We start from the raw sequence: 19,557 nt of genomic DNA, 5'->3' as shown, positions 1-19,557 counted from the left end.
CCAATTCTGATCTATCGGCTGGATAATCGTTCTTGGCATTGATTCGAGTTGGTTGAGAACCATCGCGATCTGGCGCTCTTTAATCTGGTCAACGACAACAAGCTGCGCGGCTGTGATCTAGTCAAAATGAAGGTCGTCGATGTCATGGCGTCTGGCCAGATTAAGAAACGGAGGTCCGTTTTACAAAGCAAGACACAGAAGCCGGTGCGTTGCGAGATCACTGAAGGGACACGCGCCGCTCGACAATTGGATGCAAGTCATCTGATGGTCGGTTCAGAGTACCTTTCGCCGGGCCAGTTTCATGATAGGCCGCAAATCTCGACCCGCCGATATGCGCGGATTGTCTGGGACTGGGTGACTTCCATTGGCTTGGAAGCAAGCGCATATTCCACTCTGCGCTAGGCTCATTAATAAAACAACGTTGGCCCAGATCGGACATTCCGCAAGCTTCAAGATACCTCGTGCGAGGCCCGTCATGGCCGCCGCTCGCTGAAATTGCAGAATTGTGCAGGTTCGGATCCACACTCTGCACAAAGGACGTTCTTTCGAGCGACCCGGGCACATGACTGTCTCAGAAAGGGTTGAAGGGATCGACTCTCAGGTTTGGGTGATCTGTGGCAACGGCAAAAATTCTTTTGTCCAGTCCATATAGAAGGTGGCTCATGGTTCTATGAATATCTGCTTCAAAAGTCGATTTGCTACTCCTGCGAGGCAAAGCAGAAACTGCCGTCGTGGGCTTATCGTGTAGGCAAAGGATATCGCGATCGAGTTTCTGCATGGATTGGAGCACTTCACCAGCGCATTTTCTGGATGGGACGCGAAAAACTGGAAAATGTGTGACCGTATCAACTCCATCGAATTGGCTGGCGCGATGGTTGGGGCAGCTACTGTAGCTTGGGGTACAATGTTGCTGTGAACTGTTTGTGCCGCACGCGCTCTAATTGATGAATGGTACACGCTTCCAACGGCACGGCAGTAGACTTTCGCCAAGTATCTATCTGGCAATCGCTCTCATTTTTCTTAGTCGCCGAATCCGATGCGAAAAGAAAATCCTTGCCGAAACCGGTTTCGGAACTCACGCTGCGTCATGGGGGGAAGATTAATGGCAGAAAATCAGTTTAAGTCGCTGAAATCGCAGCGTCCGATGCGAGTGACGATCAGTGACGTTGCAGAGGCTCTCAATCTGACGAAATCGACCGTCTCGCGGGCAATGAACGGCTACGCTGATATCTCCGTATCCACCCAACAACGCGTTAGGAAAATGGCGCGCCAGATGAATTACCAGCCGCTCAGTCATGCTCAGGCCATCAAGACCGGAAGGACCCGCTCACTTGGCCTTGTCCTTCAATTAGCAGACCATGACGCCCATCGTCCGTTTTTGGCAGAGTTCCTCGCAGGTGTGTCAGCGGGGGCAAGCACCGAAGGCTATACGCTGACGGTTGCTTCTGCCGATACAAACGCAGCTGTTCTCGACAACTTCCGTGCGCTTCTCAATGACGGCAAGGCGGATGGTTTCATATTGCCAAGGGCGATGGTTGATGACCACCGTATTAAATTCCTGCGAAAGATGGATGTGCCGTTCGTCCTCTACGGGCGCCAGGACGACAGCAAAGGCTGTGCCTGGTTCGACATCCGTGGTGAAGACGCTATGCGTGACGCAGTTTTCCATCTGGTATCGCTCGGCCACCGTCGGATCGCCTTTGTAAACGGCGGTGCGATTTACACATATGCAAGGCTTCGACGGCAAGGGTTTGAGCAGGGGATGATGGAGAGTGGATTGGCGATTGGGCCCGCACTTATCGCCGAGAATGCCATGACTCTCGATGACGGTATCTCCGCCGTCGGCAGGCTTCTGGATATGCCCGTGCCACCCACCGCAATCGTCTGTGCCGTCGATCAGGTGGCCCTCGGCGCATATCGGGCGGCGCAGATGCGCGGACTTGAGATCGGACGTGACTTGTCGATCACCGGATACGACGGAATTGCCGACGGCGCGCGTGCGAAACCGGCCTTGACGACATTTGCAGTAGATAGCAGCGCGGCGGGCCAGCGGCTTGCAACCTTGTTAATCCGCCGCATTCGGGGAGAGGCACCCGAAACCCTTCGGGAAACCCAAGCAGCACTATTCCTTGATCGCGGCTCTACCGGCCCGGTCGGCGGAAAAACCTTATTCCAATAACATGTCTAAACGGGAGGAAGACAATGAAGTTTACATTTAAATCAATCCTGAAGAGCGGGGCCGCTGTGGTCATTGCTCTCGCAGCGACTGCCGTCTCGGCTGAAGAGCTCCGCTTTTGGACCACTGAAGAACAGCCAGAGCGTCTTGCACGCCAAGAGGCGATGGCCGGCGAATTTGCAGCAGCAACTGGCCATACCGTCGAGGTTATTCCGGTGTCAGAAAACGATCTTGGCACACGTACGACGGCTGCCTTCGCGGCTGGCGACCTGCCGGACGTGATTTATCACACCCTCCAATATGCAGCACCTTGGGCGGAAGCTGGCATCCTTGATACCGATGCCGCGACTGACGTCGTGGAAATGCTGGGAGCAGACACATTTGCACCCGGCGCGCTGAACATGGCGACTGTCGACGGCGGATATGCATCGGTTCCGGTTGATGGCTGGACCCAGATGCTGGTTTACCGAGCCGATCTCTTCGCCGAGAAAGGTCTAGAGCCACCCAACTCTTATGCCAACGTGCTGACAGCCGTCGAGGCGCTTCACAATCCACCGGAGATGTATGGCTTTGTGGCTGCGACAAAGATCGACGAGAATTTCATGAGCCAGGTGCTTGAGCACGTGTTTCTTGCCAACGGCGTATCGCCTGTTGGCCCAGATGGCGTGCAGGAACTGGACGAGGCAGCGACGATCGAAGTGCTGGAGTTCTATAAAGCTATCGCCGAAGCATCGCCTCCCGGCGACCTCTATTGGGATCAGTCCCGCACGCTCTACTTCAGCGGCAACGCCGCCATGATCATCTGGTCGCCATTCATACTGGATGAACTTGCTGGTCTGCGCGATAGTGCGCCACCAACCATTAACGACGATCCCGAAACCCGTGATCTGGCCGCGGCAACTGGTGTTGTGACCAACTTTGCCGGTCCGTCAAACCCAGACGGTGCAGCCTGGGGTGATGTCCGTTATTTCGGGATCACTTCGGATGCATCGACCGACGCTGCGATGGAATTCGTGCAGTATTCTATGTCTGAAGGCTACGGTGCGACTTTGGCAATCGCGCCTGAAGGCAAGTTCCCAGTGCGTCGCGGTACGGCCGACAATCCGACAGCTTTTGCTGACCTCTGGGCAACGCTTGACGTTGGCGTCGACCGTCGTGCACCGCTGGGCGATCTCTACGAGGCTTCGATGATCGAAGAGATTGTGGGTGGTCTGGATGTTGCACAGCGTTGGGGCGTCGCCGACGGTCAACTGACGGCAGCGTCTGCCATCATTAACAGTCAAGTCATCAACCGTCTCGTCCGTGAATTCATCGACGGCGAACGTGATGCCGCAGCGACTGTTGCGGAGCTCAACGCCGCGATTGCGGCAGTTCAGTAACCTCCTTTGCGCGCCCCCACAGCGGGGGCGCATGCTAAAAGTTGTTATGCAAACAAACCCAGAAAGTTGAGGGGAGGATGGCCCATGAGTGATATCAGCCCGCCTACCGGAACAGGACCGCTCGCAAAACGCGAAGCGCGATTGGCCTGGGGGCTCTTGCTTCCGACAATCACCGCTGTCGCGCTCGTGGTGTTGCTTCCTCTGCTTGCGATCTTCTGGATTTCTTTCAAACCGGTCGAACTGGGGGATTTGCGTGCCCCAGAGGTCGTCCTGCGAGAGGACATCCGTGGTGATGACGAGATCGCCGGTGACGAGGCCACCATCCGTTACCGGCTGCGCAACTCATCTCAGGATCAACCGATTACCGGTGTAACCTTCACAGACATTATTCCGCAGGGTCTTGTGGTGGGTTCGATAGATGAGCATTGCACACTTGATGACAGGGAGCTGTTTTGCGACCTTGGCGACTGGGAACCTGGGACGCGCGAGACGCTCACGATCCCTGTAACGGTCGAGCAAGCGTATCTCGACAACGGACTGCGCCCACAGGATAGCCCGGCAACGACGACCGGTCAGTCTTCGAATGTTCTGACCAACAGTACTTTCACGCTAGAAAACTTCTCGCGCATCTTCAACGGTGACGAGTTCTTCGAGGTTCTCTGGGTCACGCTTTTCTATACGGTTTTTGGCACGATAGGGGCGTTGTTGGTCGGCTTATTTGCAGCACTCTTGCTCAACAAGTCATTCAAGGGGCAAGGCATCCTAAGGGGACTCTACCTTTTTCCCTATGTCGCCCCGATCATAGCTGTAGCTTTTGCGTGGTTGATCCTTTTCGATCCATTCTCCGGCTCGGCCAACGCGCTACTGATTCAGATGGGGGTTACGCCCGAAGCGATCAATTTCTTCGGGGAGCGACCGCTCGCGCTGATTATGGTGACTGTCTTCGAGATCTGGCGTTATTTCCCATTGTCATTCCTGTTCATTCTGGCGCGGATGCAGTCGATCGACAGTGATATGTACGAAGCCGCCGATATGGATGGCGCATCGCCGTTCCAGCAATTCTGGTACCTTAGCGTGCCTCAGTTGCTTGGCATTCTTAGCGTGCTTTTTTTGCTGCGCTTCATTTGGACGTTCAACAAGTTCGATGACATCTTCCTGCTGACCGGGGGTAACGCTGGGACTCGGACACTTACAGTGAACGTCTATGAGCAGGCCTTTGCGGTCTCGAACATTGGAGCCGGTGCCGCGGTTGCCGTCGTGATCTTTGGCTGCTTGCTGACGTTCTCGATGCTTTTCCTCAAGTACATCAGCCGGGAGGAAGGGCTATGAAGATGCTCCGGTTCGGATATGTGACTGCACCGCTTCTCGGCGCACTTTGGATGGTCGTTCTGTCGGTCACCATCGCTATTGCAATGAGCTTTGCCACAGGCGAGGCGATCAGACCGTCGATGCTGTTATCTCTTTTTTGGGGGGCCGTTGTCGGCGGCCTTCTGTTGGTCCTTCGCCAGAGGACTATCTGGATCGGGGCCGCCTCAGGTCTGGTTTTGATAGCGCTGATTGTCGGGTTTGGTCCGTTGCAAATTGGGCCGGATACGTCCCTCTCCACCTTGCTGGTTGCAGGCATTTTGCTCGTCGCCTCGAACGCATGGTCCTTGAGGAAGATCTGCGCGGGGCTTCCGCAAGCCGCCTTGACACGTCACGAATTTGAAGAAGCTGTCATCCGTTTCCTCACCGGCTTTGGATACATCTTCTTCACAGCCATCGTGTTGATCCCCTTCTACGTCATGGTGATGACAAGCTTGAAGAACCAAAGCGAGTTGATGCAGAATCCTCTGGACTTCGCGATCGACTTTTCAAAAGGTGCTGAGCTATTCCGAAGCTACAACGAACTGTTCACCCAGTTCAACTTTGGCACCTATTTGTTCAATTCGTTCTTCATTTCGGTGCTGACAGTCAGTATCACGCTCGCTTTCGCGATCCCCGGTGCCTATGCGGCTGCGCGGTTGCGGTTCCGCGGTCAAGCGGCCTTTTCGCGGTCAATCCTGCTTATCTACATGGTGCCGATGATCGTTCTGGCGCTGCCGATCTACATCGCATTCTCGATGACAGGCTTGCGCAATTCTTTCTGGGGCATCGTGATGATCTACCCCGTCACGACGATCCCGGTCGCGCTTTACATGCTGCAAGGCTATTTCCGCGGTCTTCCAGCAGAAGTCGAAGAGGCGGGGCTGATGGATGGGCTTTCGCGACTGGCAGTTATTTGGAAGATCACGCTGCCTCTATCTTTGCCAGCGCTCGCATCTGTCTCGCTCTATGTCTTCATGATCGCATGGAACGAGTTCCTTTTGGCATTCATGCTGCTCGACGATCCGTCGAAATTCACGCTGACGCGCGGCATTGCATCACTCAACTCTTCCGAGATTCCAAGACAGCACCTGATGGCAGGCGCCGTTGTCGCAACCGTGCCGATCATGGCGCTGTTTCTTGGGCTTGAACGTTTTATGACGAAAGGGCTGACCGCTGGGTCAGTGAAAGGATAGCGATGGATTTGCACCAAAAAGCGCGCGAAACCCTCCGGCAGAATGACAGAGGGGGCTACACGCTCCCTACCCACGGCCTCTATCCCTACCAATGGAACTGGGACAGTGCGTTCGCAGCCTGGGGCTTTACGACCTTTGAACCAGACCGCGGTTGGACCGAACTGGAAACGCTTTTGTCCGGACAATGGGAAGATGGTATGGTTCCCCATATCCTCTTTCATCGCCCGGATCCTGGCTACTACCCTGGCCCGGACGTCTGGCAGGGGCGTGGTCCTATTGCATCGTCTGGGATCAGTCAGCCGCCTGTCGCTGCAACCTTCATGGCAAAGATGCTTGAGATGGATCCAACAGGTGAACCTCGCGCGCGTGCAATGTGGCCGAAGCTTAAAGCATGGCATGCGTGGTTTATGAGATGGCGCCTTGACCAAGGGGCTGTCTGCGTCACTCACCCTTGGGAAGCAGGCCGCGACAATGCCCCCGATTGGGACGCGGCGATGCGCGGGATCGATGCCTCAGATGTCGGTGAATACACACGGCGCGATACGTCACATGTCGATCCTGCCATGCGACCGACGAAGTATGACTACGATCGCTACATCAAGCTGGTGCAGATGGGCGTATCGGTCGATTGGAACCAAGAGAAACTGCTTGAGCTCAACCCGTTCCGTGTCGCCGATCCCACAATGACATTTACACTCCTCCGAGCCCAGCGGGATTTGAAAGCGATGGGTCGGAGGTTCGGACAGGAAATCGGCGAGATTTCCGCATGGATCGCGACATTGGAGAAAGGGGCTGAGACACTCTGGAACCCGGAGATTGGTGGTTATGACAGTCGCGATGCTCGCACTGGCGCTTTTAACGACATTCTGTCAAGTGCCTCGGCACTGTGCTGGTATGCCGGTATCGACGATGCGCGCGCACGGCCCGAAATCGAGCGTATGCTGGGTGCCGTGAACTATGGTCTGGCAAGCTATGATCCAGCGGCTGAAGGGTTTGAGCCGCTACGCTATTGGCGTGGGCCGACCTGGCCAATCATGAATTATCTTGTCGGCTCAGGGATGGAAGAGCGGGGCCACTACGACCTTGCCGAGCGGATCAAGTCCGATACTGCGCGCCTGATGGAGCAGAACGGCTTTGCCGAATACTACAACCCTGTTGATGGAGCCCCGGCGGGCGGCGCGACCTTCACCTGGACGGCTGCGGTCTGGCTCGGCTGGGCCGGCAATTACTCCCAAACACACAAAGGAGCAGCCTGATGTCCTCGATCACGTTGAAGGCCGTCGAGAAATGGTACGGCGCAGTTCAGGTTATCAAAGGTGTGGATCTGGAGATCGAAGAAGGCGAGTTTGTGATTTTCGTCGGCCCGTCAGGCTGCGGAAAGTCTACCCTTCTGCGTATGATCGCCGGACTGGAAGAGACCTCGCGCGGTCAGATCATGATTGGTCAGCGTGATGCAACCGCCGAGCCACCCAGCAAGCGCGGACTGGCCATGGTGTTCCAATCCTATGCGCTCTATCCCCACATGTCAGTCCGGGATAACGTCGGGTTTCCACTGAAATCCGCCGGGCTGCCGAAGGCGGAAATTGATGCGAAGGTCGAAGAGGCGGCACAGGTCCTGAAGCTGGGTGAATACCTGGATCGTCGTCCGAAAGACCTTTCGGGGGGGCAACGACAGCGGGTCGCGATCGGGCGGTCGATTGTCCGTGATCCCACGGCATTCCTGTTTGACGAGCCACTTTCAAACCTCGACGCGGCATTACGGGTCGAGATGCGCTACGAAATCGCAAAGCTGCACCAGACGCTCAAATCGACGATGATTTACGTCACCCACGACCAGGTTGAGGCCATGACACTGGCCGACCGGATTGTCGTCCTCGAGTTTGGCAAGATCGCACAGGTCGGAACGCCACGCGAGCTCTATGAGCGCCCCGCAAACTTGTTTGTTGCGCAGTTCATCGGATCACCGCGTATGAACGTTGTCCCTTTTGGAACGGTCAAACTCGACAAAGCACCCAGCGGTGTCGTCTCAGCAGGGATGCGGCCAGAGCACATTGATGTGGTGGAAAGCGGCGGTGGGCACCTACAAGGTACCGTCGACGTTCTCGAGTATCTTGGCGCAGATACCTATTTGATCCTGTCCTGCGGAGATGCAGGACAGGTGACTGTGCGTGTAAACGGCACAACCGAGCTGGTGCCGGGCGACACCGTCGGGCTTCAAGTGCAAGACGGGATGTTCCACTTTTTCAATGGAAACGGGTTGGCGATTTCGGATTGATTGGTGGTTGACAACTGTGCCGAAGGTTCGTGAGCCGGCAGTCATTGGCGGTGCAGCCGTTCAAATGATTTGATAGTTTTTGGGAATCCGGTGGAATGGTTGTTTGGGGCTTTTTCGGATGGCTATCGACCAGGATGAAGATAGGCCGCACCATCCTTCAATCGCGGTCGTCTCCATCCCCCAGCATGTCTTTTTTGAGAAGGCGCAGTGCAAGTGTCTGCTCCGCAACGACCTCTTTGAGGTCCGTTGCTTCACGGCGCAGCTCTTTGACACGCAGGAGCTGCGCTCGCAACCGGCGCCTGTTCTTGCTTAGCTCGGGCTGGATTGAACACGATGACATTACTTCGCGCAGATGAAGATGCACCCTAGTCCCGTTGGTCATAAGCGGATCCCTTTTTGAGGCGGAATCGCGAGACCATGTCTGCCAGTTTTTGAGCATCCTGGTTCAACGCGTGGCTACCGGCCGTGGCTTCTTCGACCATTGCCGCGTTTTGCTGGGTCACCTGGTCAAGCTGGCTCATCCCAATATTGATCTCACCGAGGCCGGTCGATTGTTCTTGGGCACCCGCGGCGATACCGGACATCAGGCTGGAAATCTGCGAGATACGATCAACGATTTTTGTCAGCACTTCTCCGGCATGCCCAACCAGGCTGACGCCGTTCTGTACCCGTTCGGAACTGCCGCCGATCAGGCCCTTGATCTGCTTGGCCGCATCCGATGACCGTTGCGCCAGGGCGCGAACCTCTGACGCCACAACAGCAAAACCTCTGCCAGCTTCGCCGGCTCTCGCGGCCTCTACGCCAGCATTCAGGGCCAAGAGATTGGTCTGGAAGGCAATATCGTCGATCACGCCGATAATCTTTTTGATCTCGTCTAATGATTTTTCGATCTCGTTTATGGCAGAGACGGCATTTCGGACAACCGGACCGCTTTCATCGGCTTCTCCTTGTGCGATGACGACAATCCCTTCGATTTCCTTAGCGCTTGATGCAGCCGATTTCACACTCGCGGTCAACTCGCCAAGCGCGGCTGCGGTCTGTTCCAGTGTTGCAGCCTGAATTTCGGTGCGGCGTGACAGATCATCAGACGAACTGCTCATATCTTTCAGCCCGTCAAGGATCTGCCCAGTATTGAATGCGACCGCGCCAATCGTCGTGTTTAGGTTGTCGAGTGTTCAGTTGTGGTCCTGCCGCAGCTGATCATAGTCGGCGTGAAAAGTGGTCGTGATCTTGCTCGTCAGGTCGCCGTCGGCCAGTTTCGTCTGGGCTGTACTCAATCGCTCCACCACGCGCTGTTGTTCGGTCTGTAGTGCTCTTTGTGCCTGTTCGGTTTGCTCGGCCACAAGTAGTTTGTCGCGAAATGCAACAAGAGTGTTCGCCAGTTCACCAATCTCGTCACCGCGTTCGGTATCTTCGATCTCATGGTCAAAGTTCTGTGCCGATACAGTCTGCATTCCACTACCAAGCCGCGCCAGCGGCTTTGTGACGGTATTGGCCGTCAGCCATCCCAGAAAGATGGAAATTACGCTGGCAATACCGGCAACCACAGCCATCTGATTGCGGACGGCGACCATAGGCTTCATGATTTCGCCAACATCAAATTCACCGACCAGCACCCATGAATGGCGAAGAACGTCAACTTGGACAGATTTCGCAACCACGGTATGGCCGTTGATACCTGTCGTCTCGGGAAAGAAATCCTGCCCGCCCGAGAGTGCGGCACCAACTTGATCCAACCGATCAATGGGATCCAGGGTCAAAAAGCCCCCTTCAAATCGTGAACTGTTTCGCAACTGATAATCCGGACCAATGGCGTAAAGCTCTCCGGTCTCGGCCATTCGCAACGGATTGTTGAGAATTTCATAGATTTTGTCTGAAGGCACCTGAATGGCAAACACACCGAGCAGCGTCGCCGCGTCGTCATAGATCGGCGTTGCTACGAATGCGGCCGGCGCGCCGTTGCTCGGCGCGTAGGGCTGGTAATCAACGGAATGAATCGTCTTTGGGGCTGCCTATATCGCAGCAGCAAACGCCTGACCCAGGCCAGAACCGCTGTACCGCCCCGTTCGCAGATTTGTGGCATAGTCAGCTTCCTTGTAAACCGAGTAAACAAGATCGCCCTCGGGATTGAATAGGAAGATATCATAATAGCCTTCGCCATCCTTGATCTGACGAAAGAACGGGTGATAATTTGCATGTTGAAAATTATAATGTACGTTTTCCTGCGCCCGATCCAACCTGTCCCGTTCACCAACCGGGTTGGGATTGTCGGAGATATAGGCCCGCTGATGCTGACGTTCCGGATCATCTGTCAACAACGCGAATGACGTATTGAAGGCATTTGCAGCGGCGATCACAGTTGGATTCGCCCCGAAGTTAGCAACGTCTCCAGAAAGGTTCTCAGACCAGTTTTGCTGCGCGCGCCGCCGCTCATCGGTCAGAATGGTGAGCGATTTTTGCGACTCCTGCAGGATATTCTGCTTGAAGGCAAAGTAGCCCAGACCGCCAATTGATGCGGCGACAATCAAGCACAGCGATACGATAATTGTTGGCAGTTTCACTGAAATCCTGATGGAATTGAGAATGTGCGTCCTGGCCTCGCTGAAAAATATTGTGACCTGCTTATAAGGCGGCAAAATTAAAATCAGCTTAAGCAAGATCCGGACCGATCTCACTCTGGTCGAAAATATTTATACCTGCCAAAAACACACAGACCAACGATCATCGAATGGAAGCTGATGCTTGGCATAGGGTCGACCGGAGCCGGAAAAAATGCAATGGCGGAGAGACAGTCCGGGAAAGTGGCCCCCACGGTCTTTCTTTTTGCCTCACCAAAGGTCAGGACGGATCAGATTAAATATTGCGTTTTCAGAGGGCTACGCCTAGCTGGCGGGTAAGCCGTTGGTTTTGTTCGAATGATGGTTTTTCGACCTAATGGCGAGAAAAGTGGCCCTCAAAATGGCCCTCACAGTGCTGCGGACGAACACGGAAACGAACAAAATGATCACCAAAGACCTCCAATTGAAAGCCCTGCCGAAAGGCGTTCACAAGATCAGCATCGGGCTGCGTTACAAATCGAACGGCGATGGGACTGGCAGCTTTCAAGGGCGCTACAAGATCGGCGGCAAGCTGATCCAGATGTCGCTGGGCGTGTATCCAACCGTCAGACTGTCAGAGGCCAATCAGGCGCATGCGGAGAACCGCAACAATGCGAAAATGGGCATCAACCCAAAACAGCAGAAAGAGGAAACCATCGCAGCCAACCTATCCAGCGGGACGACCTTCGCGGATATCCTGCCCTTGGCCTATGCCGATATTCAGCGCGGATGGAAGAATGGCGGCAAGGGGTACGGGTTCATGACCAAGATGGACGCAATCGTCATCCCGGCCATCGGGACAATGGAGATATCCGAAATCCGCCCCAAGCACCTCGCAGACATGGCGCGACCGCTTTGGCATGACAAATACCCGACCATCGACAAGGCGCTGTTGTTCACTGGTCAGGTGCTGCAATGGGCCGAACAGAATGACTATGAGGCGGATGGCGGTGCAGCGCAGCGCGCGCGTAAGATTTTGAAGAAATCGACCTATGAACAGGAAAACCAACGGTCGATCCCGTTTGCGGATTTGCCAGCCTTCTACGCGACCCTTGGGGATAACCCTTCTGACCTCGCGTTCCGGTTTCTGATCCTGACAGTCGTGCGCCCCGGCAACGCTGCTATGGCGCGCTATGACCAGTTAGAGGGCGATATCTGGCATCTGCGCCCTGATGACATGAAACGGCGGGCCGACCATTGGGTGCCGCTGTCAGACGCCGCACTGGACGTTCTGGCCAAGGCCGATGCTCACGCGACCCGACACGCCGAAATCACGGGCAAGGAAAAGCACTTTCTGTTCCCAAGCGCCGATAGCTGGCAGACGGGCCATGTCTCGATGAACAACTGGACCCAATCCATGCGGCGGGCCAATATTTTCGGATCGGCGCACGGGATGCGGGCAACGTTCAAGATGTGGGCCGAACTGACGACCGGATACGACAATCTATTGATTGAGGAGGTTTTGCATCACGCGGTCAGGGGCGCGGTCGAACAGGCTTACATTCGCGGCCATTTGGCCGAACTGCGCCGCCCTCTGATGCAGGATTGGGCCGATTTCGTGACCGGAAAAACCGACGCCAAGGTGCTGTCACCAGAGGATTTGAAGCGCCTGCGCTGATCACATCCGTGTAACATTTGAAAATTTTGTCTGCACCAATCGCGCTCGTCTGAGTTCAACCTTTTCCAAACGTGTTTTTGACCAATTGGGCCGCCCTTGCGCGGCCTTTTTTCATGGCGTTTTTCGGAGTCACACCAACCCGAAAGGACGCGCAAAATGTCAGAACAGTATCTCAACGTGGAACAATTGCGGGCGAAGCTGGGCAACCGTTCCTTGAGTTCAATCAACCGCGATATTGCCAACGGAACGCTGCCCGCTCCGATCATTCTGGGCCGCAAGCGGTACTGGCCTCTGAGCGCCGTTGACGCGCGCATGGCTGAGAAATTCGAAATGGCCCAATCCGACGCTGAATAAGAAAAAGCCCCGGCGCGTCACATTCGCCGGGGCCTTCAATTGTGTTCGAGGTCCAACCCGAACCGCGTTTCCCCACCCGTTAAATGAGAAAAGCATGTCACCCTCGGCTACAGAAAACCACGTCAACAGACAAGTGTTCACGGACCCGCCCGTGGCCATGATGAACCGCCTCGACCGTGCCGGGTTTCAACTTCTGGCAGTGGGTCGCCCGGATGATCCCAAAGCAGCGGCCTATCCCTTCAAGGATAAGTCACTGACCCTGAAACGGGCGATTTCCGTCTGTCACAAAAACAGGTCCGGCGCATATGGCGTCCGCTTGGACAAGCATGTTGTCATCGACCTCGATGAATATGACCCAGATCAGATCGGGTTTGTCGCCGAACGCTTTGGCCAGCCAAGCGTGCAGGTCGCTACAGGGCGCGGCGTTCATGCCTATTATCGCAGGCCCTATGCCTTTGATGCTACCGGCACCAAGAACGTTCTCAATGACGCCGGGGTGCGGGCTGACGTAAAGTCGGGACGCAATCAATATGTGATCGGCCCCCAAAGCTGTCGAATGGATGGCGTCAACTACCATCCCTTGTCTGGTGATCTCGCAAACGACAACGCGCTGCCGCTGATCGCAGATGAGGGTCACGACACTGAAAAAATCCAGAAGGGTGATCGTCATCAAGCCATGGTTCGGTGCGCCGTGCAGGAAGTCGGGTGTTGTTCATCGTACCCAGAATTGGCGGACAACCTGATCATGCGCGCAAAATTGGAGTTTGAAGACCCTCAGTCATTTGCCAGTGGGGAGATTGAGCAGATCGCATTGTGGGCTTGGGGGAAGCATTGCCGGGGCGAGATAAGCCTTGGCACCAAAGGCCATTTCAACGTGCAGCGCTGCAACTTCATCAAGATCGGGTGTGACCCGGATGCGGTGCAGCTTTATTGCACCCTGCTATCCGCACACGCCAACCGGGGCACGTTCCTGTTGAATTACGACGCCATGCGGAAGGCTGGCCTTATCACGTTCAGTCGTCAGAGGTTCAGGACCGCGCGCGACCGCCTGCAAAATCTGGGCCTTCTTTACCGATATTCATGGCCAAATCCCGCAATGAAAATCGCTGCAAACTGGTCCCTTTACCCCCGGGGAGGGGCGCTAACAGACTTATATTAGGGGACCGATTTGGACACTATCTTGAAAACAAAGGAAAAAAGGGCGCATTTCATGACCGATGACCACTCAAATCTACCGGACGTTCTGCTACCCGATGCATTGCGCCTGGTCACGCTGAAATGCGGACGCGGCGAATGCGCGGTTATTTTGGTTGATGCCACGCGGTCCAATCAAGATTGGCTGAATATGGCAGTGGTGATTGACGATGAAACCTGATCCGCTCGAAACCCTTTTCCGGGAAATGGAACGCACGGGCGAGGTCCGAATAAGCCCGGACGGGACACGGACGCTCGTTTCGCGCCAGACCCCCAAAAAAACGGCCCCTGAGCGCGTCCAAGGGGTTTCTCGGGCTAACACGCCACCCGCACGGGAATGGCTCTGAAAACGCAGGAAAACAGCCTGAATGATTTGGGGAATGATCCTCGCCAACACGAAAGGAAAGAACAATGAACTTTGATAAGACCGACCTGACCCGCCTGTCACCGCCAGTGGGTGCTTATCGCGCACGTCCCTTCCAGAGCATCGAACTGGAACAGCACCCTGACGGGGATCGCATCTGGGCAACAGCTATGTCGATCAAACAGGAAATTCTGGGTGATTTCGACTACCAGCCGGAAGACCTGAGCAATGAGAGTTAAGATTGGCGCGCATGATTTGTCGCAAGCATTGCGCCGGATCGGCACTGTCAGTGATCACGTTTTGATTGATGCCGGTCAGTCTGTTCTTTTGAAGGCCAGCGATGATTTTGTGGAAGCCCATGTCCGGGCTTATGGCGACGTTCGGGCTACTGGTTGCGCATATGTAAATCGTGATCGCCTATGCCGCATCATCGCTGGTTGCCATGGTACAGTCATAATGGGAATGACTGATGACCGGCTAAGCATTTCGGCGTCTTCGGTTTCCGCCGCGCTGCCAGTGAGGGACCGTCTTCTGTATCACAGCTATGGCGTTGCAGGCGAAAAGACTGATACTGGTCTAACCTTCAAGCAAATCCGAGACTTGCACCGGTTCGCACCGCATATTGAAGGTTGGGATAATGTGTCTGTGCGTGACGGCGCAGCCTACATCCGATTTAGCGGCGGACTGTTCGCGGATTGTCAGGGCGGTTTTGCTGGTGGTGGTGCAATCCCCTTAACGGCTGTAAGGCGACTGACTGACTTCGACCCGAATGCAACCCTGTCCATTAGCGAAAGTGCATGGCAGTTCACAGGTCCGGATTGCGCGGCATCGGGCATGACCATCCTTGGAAAAGTTGAGGACTGGCGGCGCATCCACGTTGCTGGCAATTGGGTGATGGAATTTGAACAAGCGAGGTTCTTGCGGGCCTTGAAGGTCGTTTCTGGTGCAGGTGGCGAGCGATGCGCGCTCATTTCGCGTGATGGTCGATTGTTCTTGACCGCACTGGCAGAGCCGGGCGTAGAGTACACTGCGGAAACCGAAATCGACGCTCATGTTCGGCGCGGTGGGTTTCAGGTTTTTTCGCCGGGTGCGTTGGCCAAAGCGATGAACTTCTTAGGTGATTGCGTAATCCACATTCGAGACACTGTGGGAGGTCTACAGTGCAACGCTGTGGGCACTAAGCGTGTCGCCTTTCTTACAAATCAGCGGCACCATCAACACAGCGTGGAGGTTGCAGCGTAGGGCACGCGGCGGCCCACAACAACGAAGTCACTTCGCATTTGGGTGAGAAATTCCAACAAATTTCGCCAAGGACCGCGAAGGATGCGTAAAATCCGATAATCGGCCTTTTGACGGGTCGGGATTTATCTGACCAGTGGGTGAGCCAAGCAACAATCTTGGCCACTCATGCCCACCACTAAAACCGAAATCGCCCTGACATGGACCGCCCTTGGCGCGGGTCCGATGGCCATTGCCTGCAATCGCGGGCGAACGTGGTTCTGGCAAGGGGATGAGGCCCCGACCGATCAGCGGTGTGGATATCTGCTATCGGCGCAGGGCCAGCAACGGATCGTCTCATTTTCCCAGCCCGATCTGGTCTGGGCGCGGGCGTCGGATCATCCGGTTTCGGCCATCGTCATCACCGGGACGCTATCCCCCGCCGCCACGCCATCGACGCAGGTTTATTCCCGCTATTCCGACTTGCCCGATCCGACCACGCTACAGGCTGGCACCTTCGCGTTGGTCACCGCCGATCCGATTGACAGCCTCAACGGGATGCACGTGGCCCTTGGCGCTGCGCCGGGGCAGCCCGCAACCTTCTGGGCGGCGGCGTCATGATGCGCAAGGAAACCATCCCCATGGGCGTCTGGACCAACCTCGCCACGGGCCCGCACAGTATTTTCTGGGCGCTGGGGCGGTTGCGGATCAATATCGGGGATGCGCAGCCAAGCGATGATCACACAAGCCTTCTGATCACCGCCAACGGGCAGCCCCGATCCTTCACCTATTCAGGGTCGGAGGCGATTTGGGTCATGCCGATTGAGCGCCCGGTGGAGGTTCACGCGGTCCAAATCGCGGCGTCGGATTTGTTCTTGGTCGATGCCGCAGGGAACGTGCTGATCGACGGGGGTGAGACCTCATGATCTGGCCGTTCAGTCGCAAAGTTGCACCGGAAAAAAAGGACTTTGCCAAAGGCGTTTTTGACATGCTTTGGCCGTCTGCCCAAACCGTCACGGGCGAGGTGATCACGCCGGAGCGGGCCTTGCGGCAGCCAACCGCGTTGGCTTGCACCCGGATCATCACCGAAACCGTCGCGCAACTGCCCTTGCATGTCTACACGCGGACCACCTCAGGGGCCGTTGAGCGCGACCGCACGTCGCCGCTGCACCGCATGTTTGCCAAGCGTCCAAATGACTGGACCACGGCTTACGATTTCAAGCTGCACATGCAGGCCGATGTGATCCTGCACGGTAGCGCCTATGCGCTGATCATGCGGGACGGGACGCAATCGCCACGCTATCTGCGCCAAATCCCGGCGCGGGCGATGACGGTCACCTATGACCCGATGACCGACGAACCATCCTATCGCGTGGCCCTCAACGGCGGCGGATCAAAGGTCTACGGCTACCGCGATATCCTGCACCTCAAGGCCCTGCACGGCCTGTCCGTGATCAGCCAATGCCGCGAGGCCATTGCGATGGCCTTGGCGCAGGAAAAGGAACTCAACACCGCGCTTGCCAAGGGTCAGCGTCCGTCCGGTGTTCTCGCCTTTGAGAACGCGATGACCGACGCGGCCATTGAGCGCGCAGCCGCGCAGTGGAAAACGCTCGGGGCGGAAAAAGGGACAGCCATCATCGACGGTGCGGCTCGATATTTGCCGGTCGCCGTAACCAATGTCGATGCGCAGTTTCTCGAACAGCGCCGCCACCAGATCGCCGAGATTGCCCGTGCATTCCGGGTGCCGCTGCACATGCTGCAGGAACTCGAACGGGTCACGCACCAGAACGCCGAACAACTGGGGCGGCAATTCCTGCAATTTACCATGCTGCCACACCTCACCATGTGGACGCACGAAATCAATCTCAAGCTGATGCCTGCAGACGGGTCAGCATATGCCGAGTTCCTGACCGACGATCTGGCCCGCGCCGATCTTGCCGCCAGGATGGAGGCGTTCGCCAAGGCCGTCACGACCGGCATTCTTTCACCAAACGAGGTTCGCCAGATGGAAAACCGCGCCCCGTATGCGGGCGGGGACACCTTCTTGCGGCCTTTGAACATGGAGGGCGCAGACAGTGAAACGCGCTGACTTTGAGGTCAAATTCACCAACGCAGATACGGGCCTGATCAAAGGGTTCGCATCGACATATGGCGGTGAGCCTGACGCGGCGGGCGATGTGATCGCGCCGGGGGCCCTCACCAACTCATTGGCCCAGATCAAAACCGAAGGCCGCACCCTGAAAATCCTGCGCGCCCATGATCCGAACAAGCCCATCGGGCGATGGCTGACGCTGACCGACACGCCCACCGGGCTGATGGTGGAGGGCAAACTGACCCTCGATAACACCGATGGGGCCGACGCCTACGCGCTGATCAAGGACGGCACGCTTGATGCCCTGTCGATTGGCTACGCGGTCAAGGATTTCGATCCCCGTCCCGGCGGTGGCCGCACCCTGACCGAAATCGAACTTGTCGAAATTTCCGTGGTGACTTTCGGCGCGAATGCCCGCGCCAAGATCACTGACGTTAAGGGGGTCGATCCTGATCCCGCAACCGAGGCCCCCAAGGCCGCAAAAGAGGAGGCCGACAAAATGGCTGACGAAGCAGCGACCGAACTGGCCGCACAACTGAAAAAGGCAGAGGATCGTATCGGCGATCTGGAAGCGAAGGCCGCGAATATCAACGCCGCCCCGAAAGTCGCCAACACCAACCGTCCGATTGAAAGCAAGGCGTTTGAAACCGTCCTGCGCCACGGACCAAACAACATGCCCGCCGACGAGTTCAAGGCGCTGCAAAACGCCAATGACACGGCTGGCGGTTTTCTGGTGCCGGAGGATTTCCGCGCCGAACTGGTCAAGACGGTGACGGAGTTTTCCCCGATGCGGACCCTTGCCCGGATCACCGGCACCGGGCGCGATGAACTGACCATGCCAAAGCGCACCGGGAAGGTTGCGGGCGGGTGGACGGCGGAACTGGCCGATCAGCCCGAAAGCGAACCGACCTATGGCCAGATCAAAATCCCGGTTCATGAAATGGGCGTGTTCTGCACCATCTCGAACGCCAATCTTGAGGACAGCGCCTTTGATATGCAGGCGGAACTGACCTTGGAATTTGGCGAGGCGTTCGGCACGCTCGAAAGCGATGCCTTCATTCGTGGCGATGGCGCTGGCAAACCCCGGGGCATCCTTGATAGCGCGGATATCCAGACCGACACGACCGCCGCTGCCGGGGTGATTGATGCGGATGATCTGATCACCACCTTCTACCGCCTCAAATCGCCCTATCGGCGCGTCAGTGCTTGGATGATGAACGCCGCCACGCTGGCAGAGGTGCGCAAGCTGAAAACCGCATCTGGCGATTACATCTGGCGCGAAAGCATCGCCGATGGCCAGCCGCCAACCATCCTTGGCCGTCCGGTTTATGAGGCGGTCGATTGCCCCGATCCGGTGTCAAACAGCAAGGCCATCATCTTTGGGGATTTCGGCACCGCTTATCGGATCGTGTCGCGCCTGGATATCGCGGTGCTGCGTGATCCGTATTCGCTGGCCGGGAAGTCCGCCGTGAAGTTCCATGCACGCCAACGCGTCGGTGGTGATGTGGTCCAGCCAGAGGCCGCACGCACAATCCAAGTCGCCTAAGCGCCCGTCTGATCAGTCAAACGAGGGGACGGGTTAACGCCTGTCCCTTTACTGCACTCTAGACAGAATACTGCATGACCGGAAATTGACCGTGGCGTTCGAGACTACAACTCGCCGCTGGCATTGAAATCACCCAGATAGAGGGTCAGTAGAGAGCGAACTCTCAATGTAGCACGCACCATCGTCAGCAATGCGCAGGAAGCG

21 protein-coding genes are annotated in these 19,557 nt (G+C 56.3%); 17 read left to right on the top strand and 4 right to left on the bottom strand.

Features of this window, described 5'->3' with window-relative positions; translation table 11 throughout:
- Positions 1-48 precede the first annotated feature (48 nt).
- From ACFWW4_RS17015 to ACFWW4_RS16985, 7 genes are all read left to right on the top strand, one after another.
- Positions 49-402: a hypothetical protein gene (locus ACFWW4_RS17015; RefSeq protein ID WP_411891956.1), complete on the top strand. Its 354-nt coding sequence runs from the start codon at positions 49-51 to the stop codon at positions 400-402.
- 634 nt (positions 403-1,036) lie between these two features.
- Positions 1,037-2,179, top strand: coding sequence for a LacI family DNA-binding transcriptional regulator (locus ACFWW4_RS17010; protein ID WP_411891955.1), 1,143 nt, complete (start codon positions 1,037-1,039; stop codon positions 2,177-2,179).
- Positions 2,180-2,202: 23 nt separating this feature from the next.
- Positions 2,203-3,555 carry an ABC transporter substrate-binding protein gene (locus ACFWW4_RS17005; RefSeq protein WP_411891954.1) on the top strand — a complete coding sequence of 451 codons (1,353 nt, stop codon included), beginning with the start codon at positions 2,203-2,205 and terminating at the stop codon, positions 3,553-3,555.
- Between the two features lie 84 nt (positions 3,556-3,639).
- Positions 3,640-4,884, top strand: a complete 1,245-nt coding sequence (locus ACFWW4_RS17000; RefSeq protein WP_411891953.1) for an ABC transporter permease subunit — start codon at positions 3,640-3,642, stop codon at positions 4,882-4,884.
- Positions 4,881-6,095, top strand: coding sequence for a carbohydrate ABC transporter permease (locus ACFWW4_RS16995; RefSeq protein ID WP_411891952.1), 1,215 nt, complete (start codon positions 4,881-4,883; stop codon positions 6,093-6,095). The genes ACFWW4_RS17000 and ACFWW4_RS16995 overlap by 4 nt, the downstream gene beginning before the upstream one ends.
- Positions 6,096-6,097: 2 nt before the next feature.
- Positions 6,098-7,351: an MGH1-like glycoside hydrolase domain-containing protein gene (locus ACFWW4_RS16990; protein ID WP_411891951.1), complete on the top strand. Its 1,254-nt coding sequence runs from the start codon at positions 6,098-6,100 to the stop codon at positions 7,349-7,351.
- A complete protein-coding gene (locus ACFWW4_RS16985; protein WP_411891950.1) occupies positions 7,351-8,370 on the top strand; it encodes an ABC transporter ATP-binding protein in 1,020 nt (339 codons plus the stop codon). Before ACFWW4_RS16990 ends, ACFWW4_RS16985 begins: the two co-directional genes overlap by 1 nt.
- A 157-nt stretch (positions 8,371-8,527) precedes the next feature.
- On the opposite strand, the gene ACFWW4_RS16980 is transcribed toward ACFWW4_RS16985, so the two are convergent.
- The 4 genes from ACFWW4_RS16980 to ACFWW4_RS16965 all read right to left on the bottom strand — a co-directional run bounded on the left by ACFWW4_RS16980 (position 8,528) and on the right by ACFWW4_RS16965 (position 11,027).
- On the bottom strand, positions 8,528-8,752 hold the full coding sequence (locus ACFWW4_RS16980) for a hypothetical protein (protein WP_411891969.1): 225 nt from the start codon (positions 8,750-8,752) through the stop codon (positions 8,528-8,530).
- Entirely contained in the window at positions 8,736-9,374 is a 639-nt protein-coding gene (locus ACFWW4_RS16975) for a methyl-accepting chemotaxis protein (RefSeq protein WP_411891949.1), read from the bottom strand. Before ACFWW4_RS16975 ends, ACFWW4_RS16980 begins: the two co-directional genes overlap by 17 nt.
- Positions 9,375-9,545: 171 nt before the next feature.
- Positions 9,546-10,268 carry a HAMP domain-containing protein gene (locus ACFWW4_RS16970; RefSeq protein WP_411891948.1) on the bottom strand — a complete coding sequence of 241 codons (723 nt, stop codon included), beginning with the start codon at positions 10,266-10,268 and terminating at the stop codon, positions 9,546-9,548.
- A gap of 114 nt (positions 10,269-10,382) precedes the next feature.
- Positions 10,383-11,027 (bottom strand): hypothetical protein, encoded by a 645-nt coding sequence (locus tag ACFWW4_RS16965; RefSeq protein WP_411891947.1) that lies wholly within the window; start codon positions 11,025-11,027, stop codon positions 10,383-10,385.
- Positions 11,028-11,370: 343 nt separating this feature from the next.
- Here ACFWW4_RS16965 and ACFWW4_RS16960 point away from each other — a divergent pair, with 343 nt between their 5' ends.
- The 10 genes from ACFWW4_RS16960 (at position 11,371) to ACFWW4_RS16915 (ending at position 19,353) form a co-directional block, all read left to right on the top strand.
- Positions 11,371-12,585, top strand: a complete 1,215-nt coding sequence (locus ACFWW4_RS16960) for a tyrosine-type recombinase/integrase (RefSeq protein ID WP_411891946.1) — start codon at positions 11,371-11,373, stop codon at positions 12,583-12,585.
- 156 nt (positions 12,586-12,741) lie between these two features.
- Entirely contained in the window at positions 12,742-12,939 is a 198-nt protein-coding gene (locus tag ACFWW4_RS16955) for a helix-turn-helix transcriptional regulator (protein ID WP_411891945.1), read from the top strand.
- Positions 12,940-13,033: 94 nt separating this feature from the next.
- Complete coding sequence (locus ACFWW4_RS16950) at positions 13,034-14,098, top strand: bifunctional DNA primase/polymerase (protein WP_411891944.1); 1,065 nt, start codon at positions 13,034-13,036, stop codon at positions 14,096-14,098.
- A gap of 51 nt (positions 14,099-14,149) precedes the next feature.
- Positions 14,150-14,314, top strand: a complete 165-nt coding sequence (locus tag ACFWW4_RS16945) for a hypothetical protein (RefSeq protein ID WP_411891943.1) — start codon at positions 14,150-14,152, stop codon at positions 14,312-14,314.
- 230 nt (positions 14,315-14,544) lie between these two features.
- Complete coding sequence (locus tag ACFWW4_RS16940) at positions 14,545-14,736, top strand: hypothetical protein (RefSeq protein WP_411891942.1); 192 nt, start codon at positions 14,545-14,547, stop codon at positions 14,734-14,736.
- Positions 14,726-15,739, top strand: coding sequence for a hypothetical protein (locus tag ACFWW4_RS16935; RefSeq protein ID WP_411891941.1), 1,014 nt, complete (start codon positions 14,726-14,728; stop codon positions 15,737-15,739). Before ACFWW4_RS16940 ends, ACFWW4_RS16935 begins: the two co-directional genes overlap by 11 nt.
- Before the next feature lie 165 nt (positions 15,740-15,904).
- Positions 15,905-16,336, top strand: a complete 432-nt coding sequence (locus ACFWW4_RS16930) for a hypothetical protein (RefSeq protein WP_411891940.1) — start codon at positions 15,905-15,907, stop codon at positions 16,334-16,336.
- Positions 16,333-16,641 (top strand): hypothetical protein, encoded by a 309-nt coding sequence (locus tag ACFWW4_RS16925; protein WP_411891939.1) that lies wholly within the window; start codon positions 16,333-16,335, stop codon positions 16,639-16,641. Before ACFWW4_RS16930 ends, ACFWW4_RS16925 begins: the two co-directional genes overlap by 4 nt.
- Positions 16,642-16,703: 62 nt before the next feature.
- Positions 16,704-17,804 (top strand): phage portal protein, encoded by a 1,101-nt coding sequence (locus ACFWW4_RS16920; protein ID WP_411891938.1) that lies wholly within the window; start codon positions 16,704-16,706, stop codon positions 17,802-17,804.
- A complete protein-coding gene (locus ACFWW4_RS16915) occupies positions 17,791-19,353 on the top strand; it encodes a phage major capsid protein (RefSeq protein WP_411891937.1) in 1,563 nt (520 codons plus the stop codon). The genes ACFWW4_RS16920 and ACFWW4_RS16915 overlap by 14 nt, the downstream gene beginning before the upstream one ends.
- The last annotated feature ends 204 nt before the right edge of the window (positions 19,354-19,557 follow it).

Source organism: Yoonia sp. SDW83-1 (assembly GCF_046762885.1).
GTDB lineage: Bacteria > Pseudomonadota > Alphaproteobacteria > Rhodobacterales > Rhodobacteraceae > Yoonia.
This window is presented reverse-complemented; position numbering and strand designations above follow the sequence as displayed.